We start from the raw sequence: 20,803 nt of genomic DNA on the forward strand, positions 1-20,803 counted from the left end.
GACCACCACGCCGTCGTAGCACCTGTGCGCGGACGGGAGACGGCAGCGGCGCCGCACTCCCGGGGGAGTACGGCGCCGCTGCGTCCCGACCGGCCTCAGAGGTCGAAGAGGGAACCGGCCTCGTGGATGTCCACATCCGTGCGCGGGGTGTGCGCCTCGCCGGAGGAGGGCGATGCCTCACCCGAAGTGGCGGTCGCCGGTGCCTCGGTAGCGGGCTCTGCCGCAGCCTCGGGCTCGCTGACCTGCGGCTCGGCTACCTGGGGCTCGGCGACTTCAGGCTCGGCGGCCTCAGGTTCCGCGGCCGGTACGGCGTCCTCGGTGGGTGCCACCTCCTCGACCGGGGCAGGCGCGGCTTCCGCGGGGGCTGCGACGACCTGGCCCTCGGGGGCCTCGATGTCGAAGAGCGAGCCGGCCGCCTCGATGTCCACGTCGCTGCGTGGCGTCGAAGCGATCCCCGAACTGGCGCCGATCACCGGAGCCGCAACGGCCGGAGCCGCAACGGCCGGAGCCGGGGCGGTGGGTGCCGGGGCGGACGGCGCGGCGGTGGCGGCGGGAGCCTCCGGAGCCGCAGCGGCAGGCGGCGATTCCGCCTCGGCGGGAGCCGGGGCCGCAGCGGGCTGCTCGGCCGTGGCAGGCGCCGCGGCAGGGGGCGCGACCGGTGCTGCCGCGACCGCGGCAGCGGCGACGACCTGCCCCTCGGGAGCCTCGATGTCGAAGAGCGAGGAGGCTGCCTCGATGTCGACGTCGGTGCGCGGGGAGGAGGCCACCGCCGTTCCGCCGGCAGGGGCCGGGCTCGGAGCGGGGGTGGGGTCCGTCTGCTCGGCGGTCGGCTCCGGTGCCGACTGGGCCGCCGGCGTGGCCTGCTCGGCCGGCGCCGCGGGGATGTCGAACAGCGACCCTCCGGCGCTCAGGTCGACACCGGGCTCCTCGACCGGGGCGGCCGAAGCAGCCGGGGTCGCAGGAGCAGCCGGGGAGGCAGGCTCGGCCGGGGCGGAGGGAGCGACGTCGAACAGGGAGCCCCCGGCACCGAGGTCGGGCTGCTCGCCGGCCGGCTCGGCCGGCGCGGGCGTCTCCTCGGCAGGGATGTCGAAGAGCGACCCGCCCCCTGCGGGGGCCTCCGGAGCGGCTGGGGCGGCCGGTGCCGCCGGCTCGTCGCCACCGAGATCGAAGAGCGAGCCGCCCTTCGCCTCCGGTGCCCCCGGCTCGTCGCCGCCCATGTCGAACAGCGATCCGCCCGACTTCGCCTCGGGTGCAGCAGGCTGGTCGCCGCCCATGTCGAACAGCGACGAGCCGCCACCGGCACCCGGCTCGCTCGGAGCGGGGGTGTCGAAGAGCGAGGATGCGTCGTCGGGAGCCGTCTCGGCGGGCGCGGCCGGAGCCGAGTCGAACAGCGACGTACCGCCCGACGCCTTGGCCGCGGGACCGGCGTCCTCGGTGGCGACCACGGTGTCCTCGGTGATGGTGACGTCGCCTGCGGACGGTTCGGCCGCGACGGCGACTCCCGCTGCGACACCGGCACCCGGGGCCAACTTGGTGGCCATCTCGCCCTTGACCGAGGCGAGCAGCATCTGGGCGACGTCGAGCACCTCGACCTCTTCGCGGGCGTTGCCGTTGGACTGCGCGGCGGTGAGCCCGTCGGAGAGCATCACCCGGCAGAACGGGCAGCCGACCGCGATCTGGTCGGCGCCGGTGGCCACGGCCTCCTCGGTGCGGTTGACGTTGATCCGCTCGCCGATGGTCTCCTCCATCCACATGCGGGCGCCGCCGGCGCCGCAGCAGAAGGAGCGCTCGGAGTTGCGGGGCATCTCCTTGTACTCCGCGCCGGGGAGGATCTGGAGGAGTTCGCGAGGGGGGGAGTAGACGCCGTTGTGGCGGCCGATGTAGCACGGGTCGTGGTAGGTGATGGAGCGCTTGTGGGCGCCGGCGCCGTCCTTGACCGGGGTCAGCTTGCCCTCGCGCACCAGGCGGTTGAGCAGCTGGGTGTGGTGCACGACCTCGAGCTCGATGCCGAACTCCTTGTACTCGTTCTTCAGCGTGTTGAAGCAGTGAGCACAGGTGGTGACGGCCTTCTTGACCTTGAACTCCTTGAACGTCTCGACGTTCTGCTGCGCCAGGCCCTGGAAGACGAACTCGTTGCCGGCGCGGCGGGCCGGGTCGCCGGTGCAGGTCTCGCCGTTCCCGAGTACGCCGAAGGAGATGCCGGCCAGGTCGAGCAACTCGGCCACGGCGCGGGTGGTCTTCTTGGCGCGGTCCTCGTAGGCGCCGGCGCAGCCGACCCAGAACAGCCAGTCGACCTCTTCGAGGGACTCGATGCTCTCGCCGACGACCTTCACGTCGAAGGGGAGGTCCTTGGCCCAGTCCATGCGGGCGTTGGCCGACATGTTCCAGGGGTTGCCCTTGTTCTCCAGCCCCTTGAACAGGCCATTGAGCTCGGTGGGGAAGTTGGACTCGACCAGCACCTGGTAGCGGCGCATGTCCATGATGTGGTCGACGTGCTCGATGTCGACGGGGCACTGCTGAACGCAGGCGCCGCACGACGTACACGACCAGAGGACGTCCTCGTCGATGACGAAGTCGCCGCCCTCGGGGTTGTAGAACCAGTCGCCATCCTCGGCCTTGCCGATCAGCGACTTCTCACCGATCGCGCGTAGCTCCTCGCGGAGCGCGTCGCGCTCGTCCTCGGGGGTGTTGACGTAGGGAGCCTTGGCGTAGGCGTGCTCGCGCAGGCCCATCATGAGCAGCTTGGGGGAGAGCGGCTTCTCGGTGTTCCAGGCCGGGCACTGGCTCTGGCAGCGGCCGCACTCGGTGCAGGTGGTGAAGTCGAGGATGCCCTTCCAGGCGAAGTCCTCGACCGCGCCGACGCCGAGCTTGCTGTCCTCGTCGAGGTCGTCGATGTCGTCGAGGGTGATGGCCTTGCCACCGGAGGTCAGCGGCTTGATCGCGCCCAGCGCGGTGCGGCCGGAGGACTCCCGCTTGAACCAGATGTTGAACCAGGCGCTGAAGCGGTGCCAGGCCACGCCCATGGTGAGGTTGCGGCCGACGACGATCAGGAAGACCATCGCCAGTGCGATCTTGAAGACCGCGATCGCGTAGATGATGTTCTCAAGCGACGCGATCGAGTCGGCGCCGCTGGGGTAGAGCACGTCCCCGAACCAGGACGAGACCGGGAAGTGGGCGCGGCTGGCGTGGTCGGTGTCGCCGTGAGCGGCCAGCAGGTTGTACTCCGCACCGCGGACGAAGAGGATCGCCGAGCCCTCCAGCAGGGCCATCGCCTCGATGAAGTAGGCCTGCCAGAAGGTGGAGCCGAAGAACCGGGACTTGCGGCCGAGGTCGCGCGGGTGATTGCGCTGCCGGACCACGATCAGGTAGATGATGCCGATCGTGCTCAGTACGCCGATGAACTCGCACAGCCATTCCCAGGGGTACCAGTGCCCCACCAGCGGGTAGACGAACTCGGCGTCGAAGAGCTGGAAGTAGGCCTGGAGTACGGCGGTGCTGAGGATCAGGAAGGCCGCGAACACGAACCAGTGCATGACACCGACCCAGGTCCATTGCAGCATTCTGGTGTGGAGCACCGTCTCCTTGAACATGGTGACCGTACGCCGACCGGGTCGGTCCGTGCGCGGTGTGGATGGCTGGCCCATCCGGATCACCTTGAGCATGTCCCGGAGACCGGTCAGGAAGATGACGGCGGCAGCCACGGTGAGCACACCCGCCACGACAATGGCGATGATCTGCAACATCTGTAGGCCCTTCGTTGAGATACGTGCCCTCCCGCGGCATCCGGGCAGGCGTGCGTCAGAGCCTATTGCGTGTGGGCCCCCTCACGTGAGGGGCGTCGGCGTGACAAGGATCCTACTGAACGGTCATTCATGAGGCTTGCCTTGGTCCGAGGTGGATGGGGGTTCTCTTGCGATCCCTGACGTCGTCGAGCTCCTCGGACCCCAGAATGCTTGCCGATCCGGAAAGTTGTCGTTAATGTTGCCGACATGGAAAGTGATGACGAGCTCAACGAGCAACTCCGGATGGCTGACCGGGCCGCGGTGGCTCCGTACGTCGAATACCCGAAGGATCCATGGTGGGCCGCACCGGGATTCGGGGTCTACTGCGCCGTCTGGGCGGTGCTGGTCGGGCTGCCCGACGGTGCCGGGCGGGCCTGGGAGATCGCCACCGTGGTCCTGATGATCGTGATGGTGGCCTTCCTCGGGGCCTACTTCGGCTATCAGCGTCGCCGCTGGGGCGCCTTCCCGCGGGGCAAGCCGCCGCGGGAGATCGCGGTCGCCTACTTCGCCTGGTTGGTCTACTTCCTCACCTTCATGGGCGTCGTCTGGGTCGCGGCCGAGCAGTGGGGGCTTGTGTTCGCGGTCCCGTTCGCCTTCCTCGGCGGTACGGCCGGCTTCTGGGTCTACGGGCTGGTCTATGAACGGGCTGCCGGCCGGCTCAGGAGGCGGGTGGCGTGATCGCAGGGCTCGACCCCCTGATCCATCCGCCCAAGCGGTTGGCGGCGATGGCGCTGCTCGCGCACGCCCAGAGCGTGGACTTCCCGTTCCTGCGTGACCACCTCCAGGTCAGCGACTCCGACCTGTCCAAGCAGATGAGCGCGCTCGCTGCCGCGGGCTACGTCCGGATCGACAAGCAGGGGCGGGGCCGGGGGAGTGTGACGACCTTCCGGATCACCAAGGACGGTCGGCGCGCCTACCGGGCGCACCGCCAGGCCCTGCAGGACCTGCTCGACCAGGTGCCGGCGCGGATCGACCAGCCTCCCGGGTGAACCTCAGCTGAGGGCTGCGAACGCCTCGACCTTGCGCTGCTGTCCGCTGACGATGATCTCGTCCCCGGCGCGGAGGACGGTCTCGGGGGTGGCGTAGGTGAACTCGCCACCGGCGGGCTTCACCCCGACCACCGTGACGTCGTACAACTGACGCACGCCGAAGCCGCTCAGGCTACGCCCGTGCATCGCCTGCGGCACCCGGGTGCGGACGAAGGCATAGCCGTCGTCGAACTCGATGTAGTCGAGCATCCGGCCGCGCACCAGGTGGGCCACCTTCTTGCCCATGTCGTGCTCGGGGCGGACGACATGGTGCACACCGATCTGGGTCAGGATGCGGGCGTGCGAGGCGCTGATCGCCTTGGCCCACACCTGCTTCACGCCGAGGTCGAGCACCACCGAGGCGGTCAGGATGCTGGCCTCCAGGTCGGTGCCCATGCCCACGACGGCCCGGCTGAAGTCGCCGATGTTCAGTTGGCGCAGCACCTCCTCGCTGGTGGTGTCGCCCTCGACGATGTGGGTGAGGCGGCCGGAGAGTTGCTGCACGAGGCGCGGGTCGGCGTCCACGCCTAGGACGTCGTCGCCGGCGGCCATGAGTTCGAGGGCGAGGGACCGGCCGAAGCGGCCGAGGCCGAGCACCACGACTCCGCGGGTCAGTTTGTCAGCCAATGAGGGGCCGTCCTTCTGGGAGTCGGTAGAGATTCTCACGGCTGCGTACGGCGAGTGCGGACACGAGGGTGATCGTGCCGACCCGGCCGGCGAACATGAGGACCGCGAGAATGATCTCACCCGCGGGCGGGAAGGACGAGGTGATTCCGGTGGAGAGTCCGACCGTCGCGAAGGCGGAGGTGGCCTCGAAGAGCACCGCGCTGGTGGGGGCCTCGACCATCGGGATCAGGCACAGCGTGGCGAGGACGACGGCGCCGATCGCCAGCAGCACCACGGCCAGGGCCTGCCGGATCGCCCGGTCGTCGAGCCGGCGGCCGAAGACATGCGCATCGCGGTCTCCGCGCACCTCGGCGAGGACGGCGAAGAGGAGCAGGATGAACGTGGTCACCTTGATGCCGCCCGCGGTGCCGGCCGAGCCGCCGCCGATGAACATCAAGATGTCGGTGCCCAGCAGGGTGCTCTCGTGCATCTGGCCGTAGTCGAGGGTGTTGAACCCGGCGGTGCGTGGCATCACCGACTGGGTGAATCCGGCCAGTAGCCGGGTCGGCCCGTCCAGTGCCCCGAGGGTGCGGTCGTTGTGCCACTCGGCCGCGGTGACGAAGATGGTGCCCCCGACCAGCAGCAGCACGGTCATCGTCAGGGTCAGCTTGGTGTGCAGGCTCCAGTGCCGCGGCCGGTGCCTCCTGCCGAGCTCGAGCCAGACCGGGAAGCCGAGACCACCGGCGATGATGGCGATGCAGATCGGCAGGATGATCCACGGGTCGCCGACGAAGCCCATCAGGTTGTCGGAGAAGAGTGCGAAGCCGGCGTTGTTGAAGGCCGAGACGGCATGGAACACGCCGTGGTACGCCGCCTGGCCGACCCGCTCGTCGTACCCCAGCCAGAAGCGGAGGAAGAGGGCCAGGGCCACCACCGCCTCGAAGGCGAGACTGATCCCGATCACGCCCCGGATCACGCTGCGCACCTCGCCGTGGCCGGCGGTGTTGCGCTCGGTCTGGGCGGTCAATCGGGAGCGCAGACCGAGGCGGCGGAAGACCAGCATGCCGAGCAGGGACGCGAAGGTCATCACACCGAGCCCGCCGAGCTGGATGAGCCCGAGGATCACGCCCTCGCCGAACCCGGACCAGTACGTCGGTGTGTCGACCACGACGAGTCCGGTGACGCACACCGCGCTGGTGGCGGTGAACAGTGCGGTCACGAAGCCCGCGTGACCGTCGCCCTCGGTGGCGAGCGGCAGCATCAGCAGCACCGTGCCCAGGGCGATGGTTGCCGCGAAGGCGACCACCACGACCTGGGCGGGATGCCGGAAGAACCGCCGGCGACTGGCCAAGCGGGTGGTCAGGCTGGAGCCACGAAGAGCCACGAGGCGACAGCCTAGATCCGCCCGCATCCCCGCGTCGCCATCGCGGGCCGCGAATCGCCCCAGCTTGCGCGCGCGGGCGACAGCTCGGCGGATCGCGGGAAGAAGCGTTGTGGCCGCGATCGGGCCGTCAGAGCCATTGACAACTAGCAGGAATCCTGATTATTTATGGTGATGTCCGTCACGGCCCCGTGATCTGTGGGTGTCGATAGGCCACACATAAGTGAACACCAACACGTCGAAGTGGCTCACATGCTGCTTCCGCACAGAGAGCACTCCCATGCGCCTGGCTCCAACCTTGACCTTCGGCCTCGCCGCCCTTGCACTCGTTGTATCCGGCTGCGGGGAGAGCCCGAACGCCCGCGCCGACGACTCGAGCGGCTCGGCCGACCCCTCCGAGCTCGTCTTCGCGGTGGTCCCCACCGACAACAGCGAAGACCTGGAGAAGTCCTTCGAACCTGTCGTCGCTGCCATCGAGGAGGAGACAGGTCTCCCGGTCTCGGTGGAGACGGTGAGCAGCAACTCCGGCGTGATCGAAGCGCAGGTCGCCGAGCGCGTCGACGTCGCGGTCTACGGTGCCTTCTCCTATTACCTCGCGCGAGACGTCGCGGACATCTCTCCCCTCGCCATGGATCAGCTCACCCCTGAGCCCGGCTCGGGGACCGTCTACTCGGTTGGGGTGGTGAAGGCGGGGTCGGACATCACGTCGGTGGACGACCTGCGCGGTGGCGACGTGTGCTTCACCGACCCGGCGTCGACCACGGGATACCTCGCGCCGACGGCCGGACTGATCGAGGCCGGGATCGACCCTGAGAAGGACATCAACCCGGTCTTCGCCGGTTCGCACGACACCGCTGTCACCCAGATGCTGGCAGGTGACTGCGATGCCGCTTTCGTCGCATCGACCTTCGTCGACGAGATCCTGCCCGCCAAGGGCGTGATCAAGGACGGGGACGTCACCAAGATCTGGACGTCCGATGGTCTGCCGGGCACCCCGATGGTGGTCGGCGACTGGCTGCCGCAGGATGTGCAGGACGGTGTCGCTGCCGCGATGCAGAAGTACAACTCGGTGAGCGCGGCCGAAGGCGGTATGTGTGAGGGAGCCGAGCAGCCGGCGCCCGATCTGTGGGGTGAGGAGTACGCCGGGAAGCCGTCATGCATGTGGGGCGGCACGGGTGCTTTCGCCTTCGAACCCGCCACGGATGCCGACTACGACTCGATCCGCGATATCTGTGAAACCACTCAGGCGGATGTCTGCCGCGAGGAGTGAGGACCATCATGACCACGTCTCAGAATCCACCACCGGTGCCGCGGCCAGGATCAACTATCGTGAACGTTCCCGGCGGTGACGCCGCAGATGTCGGATCCCGCGCGCAGGCGAGCCTTCGGCTCGACGGTGTGGGCATGTCCTTCGGTGCCAAGGAGGTCCTAGCCGGGATCGACCTCGAGGTCAGCCCGGGTCAGTTCGTGGCCCTGGTCGGCCCGTCCGGGGCTGGTAAGTCCACGCTGCTGCGGCTGCTCAACGGGAGTCATCGACCCACCGTCGGAACAGTGTCCGTGCTCGGGACCGACCCGACGAAGTGCTCCCGCCGGGAACTGCAGCGGTTGCGGACCCGCATCGGCTTCGTGTTCCAGCAATTCGGCCTGGTCGGCCGGCTCAGCGCGATGGAGAACGTCCTGATGGGGGCGCTGGGCTCGCTGCGCCTGCCCCGCTACGGCGTCTCCAGCTACCCCCAAGACCTTCGGCGACGAGCCGCCGGGAACCTGGAGCGCGTGGGCCTCATCGACGCGCGGTTCCAGCGCTGCGACACCTTGTCGGGTGGCCAGCAGCAGCGGGTCGCGATCGCTCGTACGCTCATGCAGGATGCTGAGATCGTGCTCGCTGACGAGCCCGTCGCTTCGCTCGACCCCTCGTCGAGCCTCTCGGTGCTCGAAACGCTGCGGCGACTCAGTGCCGAGGACGGTTTCACCGTCGTCTGTTCGCTCCACCAGGTCGACCTCGCCCTGGCGATTTCGGACCGCATCGTGGCCGTGCGCGACGGCTCGCTGGTGCTCGACACCGCCACGTCGCAGACCAACGAGTCGCAGATCCGCAGCATCTACCAACGGAACGGGCCGGCGACATGAGCGTCACGACTCCCTCACGCCCGGTTGCGGTCACGCGCGAGCGTGAACCCCGACCGCCCCGCGCGGCAGCGGCCACCTGGCTGATCCCGTTGGGTTATTTGGCTGTCTCGGTCTTCGGTGTGTGGTGGATCGCCATCGACCTCACCGCCCTGCAGGACGGTGCCGGCGACATCGCTCGGCTGCTGGAGCGGATGTTGCCACCGGAGTTCGGCTCGCTCTCCGAGCTGGTCACCCTCGTCCTGGAGACGCTCTGGATCGCACTGGCGGGCACCGGGGTCGCCACGGTGGTCTCGCTGCCGCTCGCCGCTGCCGCGTCGCGGAACTTCACGGGTCCCAGATCGGTTCAGTGGTTGGTGCGCGGAATCATCGTCGTCACTCGTGCTGTGCCCTCGCTCGTCTTCGCGATCGTCTTCGTACGGATCTTCGGACTCGGCCCGTTCGCAGGGGCGCTCGCGATCGCCTTCCACTCGGTCGGGATGATCGCCAAGATGATGGCTGATGTCTTCGAGGAACTGACTCCGGCTCCTCGTGAGGCGATCGGCGCGGTCGGGGCGTCGCGCTTCCAGAACTTCACCGCGACCACCCTGCCCCGGTCGCTGCCCGCGATCTCGAGCCTCGTGCTCTATCGGCTGGACATCAACATCCGGGCGTCCGCAGTCCTGGGCCTGGTGGGCGCCGGGGGGATCGGCGTAGCCCTGCAGACCGCGATCGGGAGCCTCAACTACCAGCAGGCGGCCGGGATCATCGTGGTCATCGGCCTCCTTCTCCTGGCGCTGGAACTCGTCTCGTTCCTGGTCCAGCGTGCCGTCGCCGAGCATGCTCAGGACGGCGTCACCTCCGAGCTGTACCGCCGAACGGCCGACCCGATCCGACCTGGCTGGAACCGAGCCCGGTTGCTACGCACCGGCGGCGCGCTGATCGCCGCCGGCGCCCTCCTCTACGCACTGACCCAGGTGTCCTTCGATCCCAGTCGGTTGGGGAGGTCCTGGCAGGCGGCCGTCGACCTGGTGACCGGCTTCTTCCCTCCGGTGATCGACTCGGCTGTGCTGACCGGCATCTTCGAGAGCGTTGTGATGGCGCTGACGGCCACGACCGTCGGCGTGGTCATCGGCCTGGTGATCGCGATCCTCTCGACCGGACATGTGGTGCGGTTCGCGCCGCTGTCGTTCGCACTGAGGGTGCTGGTCGTCCTGATGCGCTCGGTCCCCGATGTCATCTACGCCCTGGTCTTCGTCGCCGCCCTCGGGCTCGGTCCGTTCGCCGGCTTCCTCGCGCTCTCCATCTCCTGTACGGCGCTGGCGGCGAAGTTCTTCACCGACGCCCTCCAGGGGGTCGATCCTGGACCCCTGCGAGCGCTGGAGGCCACCGGCGCCTCCCGACTGCAGGTCTTCGTCAGCGGGGTCTGGCCGCGGTTCGTGCCGTCGCTGATCGGCAACAGTCTGTTCACCTCCGACCTCGCCCTGCGCGAATCTGCGGTCCTCGGGATCGTGGGTGCGGGAGGGATCGGATTCGTCCTGCAGGAGTCCGTGGCCAGCTTGGACTACGGCACCACCGCCGGCGTCCTGATCTGCCTGGTCGTCGTGGTGGTCGCCCTCGAAGCGGTCGCCCGTTGGGCCAGGACGCGGGTGATCTGAGGTGTCCACTCAGCCTGGTTGTCCCCACTCGTCTCCTGATCGGTCGCGGTCAGCCGAACCCGCGGTGGCCCGCGACCTCGCCGAGGGTCACCCGCTTCGGAGCTCGGAGTGGGAACCGGCGGTCCACGAGACCTTCGGCAGCGCCCACCGGGACTATGCGGAGTTGCGGGCGGGGAACCCCTTCCCGTGGAGCGATGCCTTCGGTGGATTCTGGTCGGCCACGACCTACGCCGACGTGCTCCGAGTGACCGGCGACGACGACCTCTTCATCACCTCCGTGCAGAACGTGGTGCCGCACGTCCCCCGTTCCTCCCGCCGGCCGCCGCTGCACTTCGATCCGCCCGAGCACACCGCCTACCGCCAGGCGATCGACCCGGTGCTCCGCGGAGTGAACCTGCGGGCCCGGGAACCCCAGTTCCGGGCGAGCGCCGAGGAACTGCTCGCGGGGTTGGTCGCGGCCGAGAGCCCCGACGCCATGCGCGACTTCGCGGCGCCGTACGTCGTTGATTGTTTCGCGGCGTTCCTGGGAGTGCCGAGCGACCTCGCCAGGCACATCCGCGAGGTCGGGGTGCGTTACTCCTTCGCCATCCAGGACATGGACGATGCAGTCATCGGTAGGTGTAGCGCAGAGCTGTACACCATCGCGGAGCAGATCTATCGCGATCGGCTCGCGGCCGACCCCAATCCGGACCAGGACCTGGCCGCCAGCCTGCACGAGGCAGCATCCGACCCCGTCAACCACATCACCGAGAAGTCCGCGATCGCCACCATCCGGCAGATGATCGTGGCCGGGATGGGGGCACCTCAGGCGATCCTCGGGAGCTGTCTGGTCCACCTCGCGACCGCGCCCGAGCTGCAAAGGCACTTGCGCGAGCGACCTGAGGATCTGCCGGTGGCGATCGAGGAACTGCTTCGCCTACACGCGCCGTATCGGGTGTTCGCACGAACGGCACGCCGAGACACGACGATCCACGGGCGCGAGGTGCGTGCTGGTGAGCCGATCGCCCTGATCTTCCCGTCTGCCAACCGCGACGAGGGCGTCTTCGAGCGCCCCGACGAGTTCGTGCTGCGGCGGCCCAACAACTCCCACCTCGCCTTCGGGCGCGGCGCTCATCGATGCCCGGCAGCGAGGATGGGACGGATCGAGCTCCGCATCGCTCTCGAAACGGTGCTCACCGGAACGGAGTGGTTTGAGCTCGCGGGCGAGGTGGAGATGATGAACTGGCTGGAGTACGGCCCGCGCGCTGTCCCGATCGCGATCCGCAGCCGGGCGGGGCGGTGACGATGCTGACCGGAGAAGCTGACGAGAGTCCCCGCACGGTTGTCCGCGACCCGCGGATGCCGCGGTTCCAGCAGGGCGCTCAATCGCAGCAACTGCTGACCGTGCTCCTCGGGGACTATTGGTTCGGCCGCAACGAGGCGATCCCGTCGGCGGCGTTGGTCGACCTGCTGGGCACCTTCGAGGTCAGTCCGGCCGGAGCCCGCGCCGCCATCCAACGGCTCGCGCAGCGCGGCTTCCTGGTCGGACAGCGGGAGGGCCGACAGACCCGCTACGGAGTTCAGGCCAAGAGCCGCGAGGCTCTTGACGAACACGTGCGGTCACTCTTCATGAGTCACCGACCCGTCGCCTGGGACGGCACGTGGACCATCGTGGCCTTCTCCCTACCGGAAGAGGCCGCCACGGCACGCCGTTCACTGCGCGAAGGTCTCAGAACGCAGCGCTTCGGGAACCTCTACGACGCGCTGTGGGTCCGCCCCGGCGACCACCCGGCCGCGGTCCAGAGCCTGGTCCGGGAGCTGGCTGAGGAGGGAGTTCCCGGCTTCGACCCTGCTCGCGTGTCGATCTTCGCCGGCGCACGGCTGCCGGGTGGAGTCTCCCCGGTGATGCTGGAGCAAGCCTTCGGCATCGCGGAGCTGACGATGGCCTACGAGGAGTTCTGTGGCCGCTGGCAACCGCTGCTCGAGGATCTGGACCGTCTCCGTGGCCGACCTCGGGAGGCCCTGATCACCCGCACCCGCGTGATGGCCGACTGGCGCCGACTGGTGCGAGCCGATCCGCGTCTCCCGTCGGAACTGCTGGACGGTCACGATCCGGGTCAGCGGGCCTTCGCCTGCTGCGCGGCGATCTACGACCAGCTCGGACCCGCGGGTGAGACCGCGTTCCGCCGCGCCTTGTCCGGCCACGACGAGCAGTTGCCAGACCTGGCCACGCATCACACCTTCACAGGTTCCTCCGCACTCATCCAGGGCGACTGACCCGGTCGCTCCCGGTAGGAGCCGACTCCCCATCCACCGACGTCTCCGTCGGGATCCACATCCACCCGTGGCCTCGGGCCACAGGAAGGCACGGTCATGTTCCGCACCCGCCTAGGATTGGCGACCACCGCACTTGCGACGGTCGCCGCCTGCTCACTCGCCGGCTCAGCCTTCGCCGCGACAGCGCCCGCCGATTCGGGCAGTGCCGCAATTGTCGAGACCTCCGACATCGATCGCGGCAGCCTCCCCAGCGGCGCTCGATACATGATCCGCGAGCCCCAGCGGTGGAATGGCACCGTACTGGTCTGGAGTCCCGGTTTCGGCGGGGGCGGTGGGGGTGAAGTTGCCGTGACCCCGTCGGAGCCGGTCGCCACGTGGCTGCTCGATCACGGCTACGCGCTGGCCGGCTCTCAGCCCACCACGCAGGGGTGGGCGGTCGAGGACCTCCTGAGGGAGCAGGAGGAGGTCACCGACGTCGTCGCCCGCGAACTCGGACGCCCACAGCACGTCGTCGCCTGGGGAAACTCAATGGGCGGACTCACCTCGGCCGCGCTCCTCGAGGCGCACCCTGACTCCTTCGACGCTGCACTGCCGATGTGCGGGTCGATCGCAGGAGCTGTCCCGATGCTCAATCAGTCCCTGGACGCGACCTTCGTGTTCAAGACGCTCCTGGCGCCCGATGACGACCGCCTCGAACTGACGGACGTCCAGGATGAGGTCGGCCGTCAGGCAGCTTTCGCTGAGGTGCTCGAGAAGGCACAGCGAACGCCGGAGGGCCGGGCTCGGATCTCTCTCGCGGCGAGCATCGCCCAGATCCCGACCTGGACCCAGGTCGACACCTCGCGTCCGGCGAGGGGTGACCTCGCGGCCCAGCAGCACCAGCAGTACGCGGCCTTCCTGTGGGGCGCCGTGTCGCCACGGCAGCCCCTCGAGGAGCGGGCCGGTGGGAACTTCTCGTGGAACACCGGCGTGGACTACGCCCGGCAGCTCGCCGGGTCCGGGACCTCCACCTTGGTGCGAAGGCTGTACGCCGAGGCCGGCCTCGATCTGCGCGATGAGCTCGCCCTGTTGGCCGCCGCGCCACGAGTCAGTGCCGACCCGGATGCAGTCGACTACATGCAGCGAAACGCCACCCCGACCGGCGAACTGAACGGCCCGATCCTGTCCGTGCACGAGGCGGGCGATACGGCCCCGACGGTGGGCCACGCCCGGACCTTCGCAGACCGGGTGCACAGGCATCGCGACGGTGCCCTGCTCCGACGGGCCTTCGTCGACCGGCCGGGGCACTGCGACTACTCCGACGCCGAGATCGCGGCCCTTGTCAGCACGCTGCAGGATCGACTCGCGTCGGGTCGCTGGGGCAGTTCGACCCAGCCTGGCAACCTCGATCGGCTCGCCGACAGGATCGCCGGGAGCAGCGATCTCAACCGTGGAACGGGACACTTCGACACCGTTCATCCGCGTGCCATGCTGCGGCCCGAGCGTGGCCTCCCGGGAGGTGGTGCTCGATGAAGCGTCGTCTCGCTGCCACCGCGACCGCGCTGGCGCTGGCGATCCCGGTGGTGCTGACCGCCGCGGCGAGTACGTCCGAGGCCGAGTCGTCGCCGCTCATGACCCCGGTCACCGCGACCGGCGTTCTCGGCGGAGACGCGGCGTACTCACTCATCCGTCCTTCGAACTGGAACGGCGACCTGCTGGTCATGCCTGGCCGGGACGATCTCGATGACACGACGGTCGACTGGTTGACCGCACACGGCTTCGGCGTCATCGGCTACGACCTCAGCAGCCCATGGGACCTGGAATCGGACCGGCGCAACGCCGGCCGCGCCGTCGCCACGTTCACCATGGCCGCCGGCAAGCCCGACGACATCGTCGTGAGCGGCCGATCCCAGGGAGGCCTCACCACGCGGATCGTGGCCGAGTCACGCCCTGAGTGGCTGGACGGCTCCGTCCCCATGTGCGGGGGAGGGGCCGGAGCGATCAGCATGTGGAACTACAAGCTCGACACCGCTTTCGCCCTCCGGGAGCTCGTCGACCCGCAATCGGGGCTGCAGATCACGCGCATTGACGATGCGGAGCGTGAGCAGGCGATCCTCGACCGGCTGCTCGCCGACGCCTCGTCCACCGCGGCGGGCCGTGCGCGACTCGTCCTGGCAGCCGCCCTGGGGCGCGTCCCCGCGGTGGATCCCGTGACGGGCAAGGGAATCCCTGATCGGGATCTCGCCCAGCGCACTGAGCGCTATCTCGCGGGCTTCCCGTTTGCGGTGGGTGCGTCCGTCCGGACGGGCTACGAGTCCACTGTGGGGGGTTCCTTCTCCTGGAACACCGGCGTCGACTACACCCGGGAGTTGCGCACCTCGGGGCGGTGGGCCGAGGTGGTGCGTGCCTATCGAGCCGCCGGCGCCGACCTCGGTCAGGATCTGGACACACTGGCGGGTGCGGCTCGGATGACCGCGGACGAGGACGTCGTGAGATTCGTCGAGAAGACCGCGACGTTCACGGGCCGGCTCTCTGCACCGGTGCTGACGCTGCACACCACCGGGGATCCGGGAGGGCCGACGACCGATGAAGCCGCCTACGCCGCCTCCGTGCGCGCCGGAGGCAGTGCAGGGCTCCTACGACAGAGCTTCGTCGGGTCCGAGGGCCACTGCACCTTCACCTCTGCCGAGGAAGTCACCGCCCTGGTGACCATGTTCGACCGGATCGACGACGGACGCTGGCCGGCCACCTCATCACGAGCGCTCGACCGTCGCGCTGCGCGGGTCGCCACCGAGAGTTCCCTTGACCTGGGAGGCGCGCGATTCACGAGCGCGGACCAGGGCGAGCGTGCGCCGCGAACCTGGGACAGTCGCGACTGGGGGCGCTACTCGTCCGTGGGGCAGTCGGGCAGGAGCTGAGAATCCATGTGCGGCTCGGACGCCATTCGGGCGCCCGAGCTGCTCAGGGGTGCTGTCCCCCCGACACGTGGCTGTCTGGTGTGGTCGTTGCTGAACTGTTCGACCCATCGATCGCCCCCGGGTTGGTGCCGCTCGGTGATGAAGGTGGCGGGCGGACCGACCCACCCCCATTGACAGGAATCCTGATTATCGACAGGTTGTGGGCGTCACACTTTCGTCATCTCGAGGAGACGATGCACATGCGCATCCCCACTCTGTCCACCATCGCCGTGCTCGGGTCCGCCGCGCTCGGGGCGGCCCTGCTGCCGGCCCAGGTCGCGGCGGCGGTGCCCGCTCCCGACGCGGCCGGTTCGACGCAGCTGACCGGTGAACTGCCGGACGGCGCCACCTGGCAGGCGGAGATCCCGGCCGATTGGAACGGCACGGCGGTCCTGTTCTCCCACGGCTTCCGGGGCGGCGAGGACAACCCCGCCTGGGACCAGAGTTTCGCTCCCACCGCCGAGGCCCTCAACGAGCGCGGGGTCGCGGTCGTGGCCTCGTCCTACGCGACCACCGGGTGGGCGCTCGGGACGGCCGCGCAGGACCAGCTCGACGCGCTGGCCGAGTTCGAGGCGGAGGCCGGCGATGCCTCCCGAGTGATCGCCATGGGCCGGTCCATGGGCGGTCTGGTGACCAGTCTGCTGGCCGAACGGCCCGACGCCGGGATCGACGGTGCGGTGAGCACCTGCGGGCTACTCGGCGGGGGCGTCTCGCTGAACAACTACCAGCTCGATGCGGCGCATGCGGCGCTGACGCTGCTCGCCCCCGACGCCGACGTACCGCTGGTCGGGTTCACCGATCAGGCCCAGTCCCAAGGCACCGTCGAGGTGCTCTCGGCCGCCCTGGACCAGGCGCTGACCACGCCGCAGGGGCGCGCCCGGGTATCGCTGGTCGCCGCACTGCTCAACGCACCCACGGAGCTCCCCGGCGTCGACCGGAGGGATCCCGAGGCGCTGGCGGCCGCCCAGGCCGCCTACGTCCAGACCACCCTGCCCGAGGTCATCTCCCGGCGCTCGGCCATCGTCAATGCCGCCGGCGGCGACAGCGGTTGGACGGCCGGGGTGGACTACGCCGCACTGTTGCGTGACTCCTCGCAGCGGCACACCGTCCGGGCGCTCTACCGCGATGCCCGACTCGACCTCCGCAAGGACCTGGCGGCGGTGACCAGTGCGGCGGACGTCGAACCCGACGAGGACGCGCTGGACTGGATGCTCGAGACCTCGGTGCCGACCGGGAAGCTCCAGGTGCCGGAGCTGACCACCCACACCCTCATCGACACGCTCGCGCCGGTCGAATATCAGGAGGAGTACGCCGAGACCGTCCGTCGGGCCGGCAAGGGCGGGCTGCTGCGCCAGGCCTTCGTCGACCGAGAGGGCCACTGCGAGTTCACCGTGGCCGAGAACCTGGCCGCCTTCGACGCCCTCGAGGAGCGGCTCGACACCGGCCGCTGGGGTCGGGTGGCCTCCACCGGTCGCCTCCAGGAGTCGGCGGAGCAGTGGGGTGAGTCCGACTACGTCGACTTCCGCCCCGGCGAGTTCGTCAACGACCGGCAGTGGAAGGGGCAGCACTGATGGGTGTGGAACGCCGTAGCGTCCTCGGTGCGGGTCTCGGGATGGCGGCGGCCGGCGCCGCCGTGATCGGAGCCGCACCGGCGTCCGCAGCCGAATCGAAGAGGAGTGGGCAGATGGGAGAGCGCGAGTTCGCGAGGCTGGTCGCCTCGGTGCCGATGGAGGCGCCGGGAGCCGAGTTGGCCTACCAGGCGGTGGTCGACATCGCACCGTCGGAGGAGCTCGGTGACGGTCCCTGGGGCGGACGGCGGATCGTCCCGATCACCGGCGGCAGGTTCGCCGGTCCCCGGATCGCCGGGCGGGTGCGCGCCGGCGGCGCGGACCGGCAGACAGTGCGGGACGACGGGGTCCGCATGCTGGAGGCCACCTACGAACTGGAGGCCGACGACGGGGCGGTGCTCACCGTGGTCAACCACGTCGTGATCCACGAGACCGACCAGGGTCGCTATGCCCGTTCGTGGATGGAGGTCACCGCGCCCAGTGGGCCGCACGCCTGGCTCAACCAGCGGGTACTCGTCGGCACGCTGAACTCGCTCAAACCCGAGCGTGACGCCGTCCTCATCCGCACCTTCGTGCTGACCTGAGGCCGGGCCGCCGCGTCCCGTCGGGGCGCGGCGGCGCCCGTCACGGCAGTTTGCGCACCTCGCCGCGCAGCCGGGCCATGGTGGCATCCAGGTCGGCTGCGGTGCGGGCTGCGGAGCCGAGCTCGTCGAGCAGGCCGGCGGGCACGGTGCCGTCGTACTTGTAGTAGATGGTGTGCTCCACGCTGGCCCAGAAGTCCATCGCGATGGTGCGGATCTGGACCTCGACCGGGACGTGCTCGGTGCGGTCGGAGAGGTAGACGGGCACCTTGATGATGGTGTGCAGGCTGCGGTAGCCGTTGGGCTTCGGGTCGGCGATGTAGTCCTCGACCTCGAGCACGGTGACATCGGACTGCCCGGTGAGCATCTCCTGGATCCAGTAGACGTCGGAGACGAAGGGGCACACCACTCGCACCCCGGCGATGTCGCGGATCTGCTGCTCGATGGCGGCGAAGGTGGGCTCGACGTCGAGCTTGGCCACCTTGGCCATCAGGCTCGCCGGTGACTTGAGCCGGCTGCGGACGTGCTCGATCGGGCTGTGGTCGTGGGTCTCCTCGAACTCCTGGCGCAGGATCGAGATCTTGGTGGTGACCTCGTCGATCGCGAACTTGTAGCGCAACCTGAACCGGGAGGCCTCGCGCTGCAACTCCTGGAGGTCGGCCACGGCACCCGGGAGAAGGTCGTCACCGGGTCCCCAGCGGCTCAGAGCGACCGCCAGCGGGTCGTCCTGACTCGTGGTGGCGGTGTCGTCCATGCGTCTCGGGCTCCTCATCGCGCGGCTCCTCCAGCATCCCAGGTCGGACAAGCACCGCGACAGCACCCTGGTGGATCGACCTGTAGAAAGGAGCGGTATGGGGCACATCTCCTACGCCGATCTTCCGGTCCTGGACACCGAGGTGCTCGTGGTCGGCGCGGGGCCCACCGGGCTGATGGCGGCCCTGACGCTGGGTCGCGTCGGGGTCGGCGCCGTGGTCGTGGATCCCAAGAGCGGACCCACCCGTGAGTCCCGGGCCCTGGCGGTGCAGCCGCGGACGATGGAGATCTACGACCAGCTCGGTCTCGCCGAGCGGGTGGAGGCCGAGGCGGTGATGGCCCCTCAGGTCTCCGTCGGCACGCGTCGGGCCCCGCTCCCGTTCGCGGAGCTCCAGGCAGGAGCGACCCGGTTCCCCGGGATCCGGGTCTTCGAGCAGAGCCGCAACGAGGCGATGCTGGCCGAGGCCCTCGCGGCGCAGGGCGGTCCGGTGCTCTGGCAGCACCGCCTGATCAGCTTCATCGAGGCACCGTCCGAGGAGTCCGGCGTGACGGCCCTGGTCGAGAGTGTCGACGGTCTGCTCCGGGTGCGGGCCCGATGGTGCCTCGGGGCCGACGGAGCCGGGTCGCTGGTACGCCGCCTGCTCGACCTGCCCTTCGAGGGGGTGACCGACGAGGCGCTGTTCTGGGTGGCCGATGTCCGAGGGGCCAGCGGCGTGCGGGACGACGCGGTGTCCTTCCGGTTCGGGACGGAGCTGTTCTGCGTCGCCTTCCCGCTGGGGCCGGACGGTCACGTGCGGTTGATCGCGCTCGCCCCTGGCATCGAGGTCACCCCGGAGGAGGCGCTGGGCAGCCTGCGTCGCCAGCTCGGCATCGACCACCGGTCGCTGGACTGGTTCTCCACCTACCGGGTGCACCATCGCTGCGCGACGCGGTTCCGGGTCGGCCCGGTCTTCCTCGCCGGTGACGCCGCCCATGTGCACTCGCCGGTCGGCGGTCAGGGCATGAACACCGGCCTCCAGGACGCGCATCACCTCGCCCTGACCATCGCCGACGTGCGGCACGGCCGCGCCGAGCCCGCGGCGTTGGACCGCTACGAGGCCGAGCGCCGACCGGTCGCCCGCCACCTGGTGTCCTCGACCGACCGCGCCTTCGGCCTCGTCGCCCGCCGCGGGCGGCTCGCTGGGTTGCTGCGGCTGCGCGGCAGTGCGCTGCCTCCGCTGCTCTTCGGTGCGGTACGCCGGCTCCCGGTCGGCCGCGTCCTCGCCGGCTGGCTCGGGCAGTACCGCATCCGCTACCACTTCACCGCCGCGGACCGGCTGCCGAGCTGGGCGGAGGACCCCCTCGTGGGTCGCCGACTCCCACCCGCCCACGACAACCAGCTGCCGCTGCGGGCACTGGCCTGGCAGTGGCACACCTACGGCGGCGTACCCGTCGAGATGTCGGCCGCGCCCGAGTGGATCGAGGGCCCGCACCACTTCGCCGCCGATGCCACCGGTCGACTTCGCCCGGATCGGGCCTACCTGGTCCGCTCGGACGGGTTCGTCGCGGCCGCGATCCCGCGGCGGGGGCCCACGCCCGATGCGGCTGCTCTGGACGAGGCCCTCCGGGCCCATCGCCTGGCCTGTTGACGCTCCTCGACCCCGGACCGTGCCGAGGCGCGTCAGTGGCCGGCCGCGAGGGAACGTCGGCAGGTGTCGAGGATGAGGCGGAGGTCGGCACGCTGGGCGGAGTCGATCTCGCGGAGCATCTCCTCCTCGAGTTCCTCGACCCGGGGGTCGTACTCGTCGAGGAAGGCCCTGCCCTCGGTGGTCAGCGAGATCAGCATCCTGCGGCGGTTGTCCGGATCGGTCCGTCGCTCGATCAGCCCGCGTCGCTCCAGGGCGCCGACCAGGTCGGCCGCGGACTGCGCCCGGACGAAGGACGCACGGGCGAGGTCGGCGGCGGTCATGGTGGGGACGCGCTCGAGGACCGACAGCGCGGTGTATTGGAGTGCGGTCACCCCCGACCCCTTGAGGACGGCGTCCAGCCGGGCACGGGTCACGAGCTCGAGCTGCTTGACGACGTAGAGCAGCAGCGGGGCTCGGGTCTCCTCGGTCACCCGGTCATTGAACCAGTCCGCCCCTGCTCTTGCGGCAGGAACCCGGGACGTGC

Annotated in this window: 17 protein-coding genes; 12 read left to right on the top strand and 5 right to left on the bottom strand. The window is 69.7% G+C overall.

Features of this window, described 5'->3' with window-relative positions:
- Positions 1-95: 95 nt before the first annotated feature.
- Positions 96-3,743, bottom strand: coding sequence for a (Fe-S)-binding protein (locus G515_RS0108780; RefSeq protein ID WP_028659851.1), 3,648 nt, complete (start codon positions 3,741-3,743; stop codon positions 96-98).
- A gap of 246 nt (positions 3,744-3,989) precedes the next feature.
- Here G515_RS0108780 and G515_RS0108785 point away from each other — a divergent pair, with 246 nt between their 5' ends.
- Together G515_RS0108785 and G515_RS20375 are read left to right on the top strand one after the other, a co-directional pair.
- Entirely contained in the window at positions 3,990-4,460 is a 471-nt protein-coding gene (locus G515_RS0108785) for a hypothetical protein (protein WP_028659852.1), read from the top strand.
- A complete protein-coding gene (locus G515_RS20375; RefSeq protein WP_036555003.1) occupies positions 4,457-4,771 on the top strand; it encodes a transcriptional regulator in 315 nt (104 codons plus the stop codon). Before G515_RS0108785 ends, G515_RS20375 begins: the two co-directional genes overlap by 4 nt.
- A 3-nt stretch (positions 4,772-4,774) precedes the next feature.
- Here the strand turns inward: G515_RS20375 and G515_RS0108795 are convergent, their stop codons facing one another.
- Both G515_RS0108795 and G515_RS0108800 read right to left on the bottom strand, forming a co-directional pair.
- Positions 4,775-5,437 (bottom strand): potassium channel family protein, encoded by a 663-nt coding sequence (locus tag G515_RS0108795; RefSeq protein ID WP_028659853.1) that lies wholly within the window; start codon positions 5,435-5,437, stop codon positions 4,775-4,777.
- Positions 5,430-6,800 (bottom strand): TrkH family potassium uptake protein, encoded by a 1,371-nt coding sequence (locus G515_RS0108800; RefSeq protein WP_245565309.1) that lies wholly within the window; start codon positions 6,798-6,800, stop codon positions 5,430-5,432. Before G515_RS0108800 ends, G515_RS0108795 begins: the two co-directional genes overlap by 8 nt.
- A gap of 277 nt (positions 6,801-7,077) precedes the next feature.
- Here G515_RS0108800 and G515_RS0108805 point away from each other — a divergent pair, with 277 nt between their 5' ends.
- From G515_RS0108805 to G515_RS0108845, 9 genes are all read left to right on the top strand, one after another.
- Positions 7,078-8,067 (top strand): phosphate/phosphite/phosphonate ABC transporter substrate-binding protein, encoded by a 990-nt coding sequence (locus G515_RS0108805; protein WP_028659855.1) that lies wholly within the window; start codon positions 7,078-7,080, stop codon positions 8,065-8,067.
- A gap of 8 nt (positions 8,068-8,075) precedes the next feature.
- Positions 8,076-8,924, top strand: a complete 849-nt coding sequence (gene phnC / locus G515_RS20380) for a phosphonate ABC transporter ATP-binding protein (RefSeq protein ID WP_084653338.1) — start codon at positions 8,076-8,078, stop codon at positions 8,922-8,924.
- Positions 8,921-10,558: a phosphonate ABC transporter, permease protein PhnE gene (phnE, locus tag G515_RS0108815; RefSeq protein WP_084653341.1), complete on the top strand. Its 1,638-nt coding sequence runs from the start codon at positions 8,921-8,923 to the stop codon at positions 10,556-10,558. The genes phnC and phnE overlap by 4 nt, the downstream gene beginning before the upstream one ends.
- Positions 10,559-10,622: 64 nt before the next feature.
- Positions 10,623-11,840 (top strand): cytochrome P450, encoded by a 1,218-nt coding sequence (locus G515_RS0108820; RefSeq protein ID WP_051218049.1) that lies wholly within the window; start codon positions 10,623-10,625, stop codon positions 11,838-11,840.
- Between the two features lie 56 nt (positions 11,841-11,896).
- Entirely contained in the window at positions 11,897-12,814 is a 918-nt protein-coding gene (locus G515_RS20385) for a PaaX family transcriptional regulator (RefSeq protein WP_051218050.1), read from the top strand.
- 348 nt (positions 12,815-13,162) lie between these two features.
- On the top strand, positions 13,163-14,326 hold the full coding sequence (locus G515_RS20390) for a prolyl oligopeptidase family serine peptidase (protein ID WP_051218051.1): 1,164 nt from the start codon (positions 13,163-13,165) through the stop codon (positions 14,324-14,326).
- Positions 14,323-15,711, top strand: a complete 1,389-nt coding sequence (locus tag G515_RS22645) for an alpha/beta hydrolase (protein WP_051218052.1) — start codon at positions 14,323-14,325, stop codon at positions 15,709-15,711. Before G515_RS20390 ends, G515_RS22645 begins: the two co-directional genes overlap by 4 nt.
- Before the next feature lie 239 nt (positions 15,712-15,950).
- Complete coding sequence (locus G515_RS0108840; protein ID WP_051218053.1) at positions 15,951-17,321, top strand: alpha/beta hydrolase family protein; 1,371 nt, start codon at positions 15,951-15,953, stop codon at positions 17,319-17,321.
- Between the two features lie 113 nt (positions 17,322-17,434).
- Positions 17,435-17,902 carry a DUF3237 domain-containing protein gene (locus G515_RS0108845; protein ID WP_211220984.1) on the top strand — a complete coding sequence of 156 codons (468 nt, stop codon included), beginning with the start codon at positions 17,435-17,437 and terminating at the stop codon, positions 17,900-17,902.
- Positions 17,903-17,942: 40 nt separating this feature from the next.
- Here the strand turns inward: G515_RS0108845 and G515_RS20400 are convergent, their stop codons facing one another.
- A complete protein-coding gene (locus G515_RS20400; RefSeq protein WP_084653346.1) occupies positions 17,943-18,653 on the bottom strand; it encodes a GTP pyrophosphokinase in 711 nt (236 codons plus the stop codon).
- On the opposite strand from G515_RS20400, the gene G515_RS0108855 reads away from it, so the two are divergent.
- Positions 18,652-20,280 (top strand): FAD-dependent monooxygenase, encoded by a 1,629-nt coding sequence (locus G515_RS0108855; protein WP_211220985.1) that lies wholly within the window; start codon positions 18,652-18,654, stop codon positions 20,278-20,280. The two genes, G515_RS20400 and G515_RS0108855, sit on opposite strands and share 2 nt — an antisense overlap.
- Before the next feature lie 32 nt (positions 20,281-20,312).
- Here the strand turns inward: G515_RS0108855 and G515_RS0108860 are convergent, their stop codons facing one another.
- On the bottom strand, positions 20,313-20,750 hold the full coding sequence (locus G515_RS0108860; protein WP_028659861.1) for a MarR family winged helix-turn-helix transcriptional regulator: 438 nt from the start codon (positions 20,748-20,750) through the stop codon (positions 20,313-20,315).
- Between the last annotated feature and the right edge of the window lie 53 nt (positions 20,751-20,803).

The organism is Nocardioides insulae DSM 17944 (assembly GCF_000422825.1).
In the GTDB taxonomy this organism is placed as follows: domain Bacteria; phylum Actinomycetota; class Actinomycetes; order Propionibacteriales; family Nocardioidaceae; genus Nocardioides; species Nocardioides insulae.

What these genes read in the sequence shown, in the direction of transcription:
- G515_RS20385 (WP_051218050.1), top strand. Translation starts at nt 11,897, where the DNA reads ATGCCGCGGTTCCAGCAGGGCGCTCAATCGCAGCAACTGCTGACCGTG.
- G515_RS0108840 (WP_051218053.1), top strand. Translation starts at nt 15,951, where the DNA reads ATGCGCATCCCCACTCTGTCCACCATCGCCGTGCTCGGGTCCGCCGCG.
- G515_RS22645 (WP_051218052.1), top strand. Translation starts at nt 14,323, where the DNA reads ATGAAGCGTCGTCTCGCTGCCACCGCGACCGCGCTGGCGCTGGCGATC.
- G515_RS20400 (WP_084653346.1), bottom strand. Translation starts at nt 18,653, where the DNA reads ATGGACGACACCGCCACCACGAGTCAGGACGACCCGCTGGCGGTCGCT.
- G515_RS0108780 (WP_028659851.1), bottom strand. Translation starts at nt 3,743, where the DNA reads ATGTTGCAGATCATCGCCATTGTCGTGGCGGGTGTGCTCACCGTGGCT.
- G515_RS0108785 (WP_028659852.1), top strand. Translation starts at nt 3,990, where the DNA reads ATGGAAAGTGATGACGAGCTCAACGAGCAACTCCGGATGGCTGACCGG.
- G515_RS0108845 (WP_211220984.1), top strand. Translation starts at nt 17,435, where the DNA reads ATGGGAGAGCGCGAGTTCGCGAGGCTGGTCGCCTCGGTGCCGATGGAG.
- phnC (WP_084653338.1), top strand. Translation starts at nt 8,076, where the DNA reads ATGACCACGTCTCAGAATCCACCACCGGTGCCGCGGCCAGGATCAACT.
- G515_RS0108805 (WP_028659855.1), top strand. Translation starts at nt 7,078, where the DNA reads ATGCGCCTGGCTCCAACCTTGACCTTCGGCCTCGCCGCCCTTGCACTC.
- G515_RS0108855 (WP_211220985.1), top strand. Translation starts at nt 18,652, where the DNA reads ATGCGTCTCGGGCTCCTCATCGCGCGGCTCCTCCAGCATCCCAGGTCG.
- phnE (WP_084653341.1), top strand. Translation starts at nt 8,921, where the DNA reads ATGAGCGTCACGACTCCCTCACGCCCGGTTGCGGTCACGCGCGAGCGT.